At 48.9% G+C, this 2,426-nt stretch carries 2 protein-coding genes and 1 pseudogene; all 3 read right to left on the bottom strand.

The features are described 5' to 3' along the window. A pseudogene (locus ACWA6V_RS20615) lies at positions 1 to 1,052 on the bottom strand (hypothetical protein); the annotation flags it as partial. A 233-nt stretch (positions 1,053 to 1,285) separates the two neighbouring features. Beyond that, complete coding sequence (locus ACWA6V_RS20610) at positions 1,286 to 2,182, bottom strand: sulfite exporter TauE/SafE family protein (protein ID WP_449524244.1); 897 nt, start codon at positions 2,180 to 2,182, stop codon at positions 1,286 to 1,288. Then, positions 2,179 to 2,382, bottom strand: a complete 204-nt coding sequence (ccoS, locus tag ACWA6V_RS20605; protein WP_449524243.1) for a cbb3-type cytochrome oxidase assembly protein CcoS — start codon at positions 2,380 to 2,382, stop codon at positions 2,179 to 2,181. Before ccoS ends, ACWA6V_RS20610 begins: the two co-directional genes overlap by 4 nt. Positions 2,383 to 2,426: the final 44 nt, after the last annotated feature.

Below are 2,426 nucleotides of genomic sequence, written 5' to 3'. Positions count from 1 at the left end.
CCGGCATATCCCAAACGAAAACTCAAATTCTGGCCGAGTGCGATATCTTCCGGGCGTTGGATTTGATTGACGTTTTTAAATACACCGTAACGATTTTCAAGATATTGATATTCAATCCAGGGATAGACAGCTTTACGCTCACCGGGAATTGCCTGCAAGGTATCGTCTGTTGCAAAAAAATTATCTTCCTCATTGGAAATACCCACCAACCAACGTTGTGTATGGGTCGGTGTTACGTCTGTCGCCAAACCAAAATAAATGCGGTTGTGCATGGTTTGGTGGCGGAATTCGTTAATCTGTTCATCCATGTGGCGGATGGGTTCTTCAAGCGTTACGTCTTGCGTATAAAATCCGGCAGCCCAGGGAGTTTCCAATGAATAAAACGGATGGGAAACATCAAAAATAGTATCGCGCCCATCACTGGTGTCGGCGTAATAAATCCGCGTGGCTATTTGTGAATTAAAAATATGCGGGTTGCTGAAATCGTAACTGATTAAATTGCGCTGGGTGTTTTCTTCATAACCAACGGTCAAACTATTGCCAGTACCAAAAATATTACCGTCGGCAATTGCAAAACCGGATTTGGTACCTTCAGATTCTTTGCTAAGTGATAATTGTGGCTCAAGTGCCCATGCATCCTGCGTTACCACCATTATGTCTACCTGATCGGCACAGACGATGACGGGGATTATGTAGGCGTTAGTAAGATAAGGGCGCTTACGCAAAATACGTTCACTTTCCTGAATTTTTTTAACATTCAGAGCCTCACCTTCTTCAAAAAGTAATTGCGCGCGCACAACCTTGGGGCGGGTATTGATATGCAATTTATTTAGGGATAAATACAGCCAGTTATTTTCATCAGGATCATTCTCGTCGAACACCGAGAGCGTATTGAACTGGATACTGCGGATGTGTTTGCCTTCAAGACCGTCAAACAATTTGGAATCAATACGAGTGTCTTTGGCATCAGCCACTTTCTCACGCGAGACATAAAAATTTTCGCAGCTGGGATCGGTATCGACAGCCGGTTCAGTTTGGGCATGCGCACCCACGGACAGAACCCCAAAAACAACCGTCGATAAAACATGTAAAGCGCAGAAGAACCCGATACGCGGGGTTTTGATCATAGTGATATCTCAGACGCTCGCTAGAGAACAGACGATAAAACTGTTGGTAAACACTTGGACAAAAAAGTATCACTTCAGTTTCAAGCTTAGCAGGCGCGCACCTTAGCATGGTGAAATTCGTTCGCCTAGCACAACACTGTTAAGAGTTTTTACCAGTGCTATTCATGCGCTGCATCTGAGGATGTTACGGAATGGTGGTGATGGGTGTCTGTCTGTTCGCGCACAGATTCTGGTTCGGCCGATTGTTGGAGTGTGGTGGAGTGATCCATATTGGCGTGATTCATTCCAGAGTGATCCATCGCCGAATGATCCATTCCTGAGTGCCCCATCGCCGAGTGATTCATACCCTCCTCCATCGATTGATGGTGGTCATGCTGGTGCTGATGGCTGCCATGGCCGCCGCCCCATATAGTCCAGAGTCCAAACAGAATCACCGCCAATGCAAAACTCCAGCGAATTTGGCGGCGCTGCAACAAGCGCCCCAACTGCTGGGCGACAAAACCGGTGGCCAGTACGGCAGGTAAAGTGCCCAAACCGAACGCGAGCATGACCAGGCCGCCTCCGATTGCATCGCCTTGCGCCATGGCATAAGCCAGTGCCGAATAGACCAACCCACAGGGCAACCATCCCCATATTCCACCCAATGCAAGCGCTTTGGCGTTGTTATCAACTGGCATTAAGGCTTTACCCAAAGGCTGCACATAGGCCCACAGATAGCGACCGCCGGTTTCCAGATAGGTCAAGCCACGCCACCAGTTGGCAAGGTACAGCCCCATGGCGATCAACAGCAAACCAGCCAGCCAACGCAGCCACACCGCCCCACCCGATTCAGTAATCTGCTGCGCAAAGATACCAACTATCGCGCCCATCAATGCGTAGCTGAAGATCCGCCCAAGGTTATAGCTGAGCAGGATTATCCAGCGGCGCGCCCTGGCATTGGCCGGTATCGCCATGCTCAACGCGCCCATAATGCCGCCGCACATACCCACGCAATGAGCGCTACTAAAGAGGCCGAGCAGAAATGCGGCAGTAAGGGCAGACCATTCGATTATCATGCTTGAGGATTCTTATCGTCGGAGGTGTCAGCAGCCGTCGGGGATTGGGCTTTTTTGGATTTATCCGCATCAAACAAAATGCGATGCGCCTCGGTATCAAGGTTGTCGTATTGGCCATTGTTGATCGCCCAAAACAGCACCTTGATTGCCAGACCAATAAAGACCAGTGCACAGGGAACCAGAAAATACAGACTTTCCATTAACAGCTCACGATGTTGAAACTACTTGGTTAAACGCAGTGCGT

The organism is Cellvibrio sp. (assembly GCF_053579595.1).
The sequence above is the reverse complement of the archived record's forward strand: the minus strand, read 5'-3'. Positions and strand labels throughout refer to the sequence as shown.

What these genes read in the sequence shown, in the direction of transcription:
- ACWA6V_RS20610 (WP_449524244.1), bottom strand. Translation starts at nt 2,182, where the DNA reads ATGATAATCGAATGGTCTGCCCTTACTGCCGCATTTCTGCTCGGCCTC.
- ccoS (WP_449524243.1), bottom strand. Translation starts at nt 2,382, where the DNA reads ATGGAAAGTCTGTATTTTCTGGTTCCCTGTGCACTGGTCTTTATTGGT.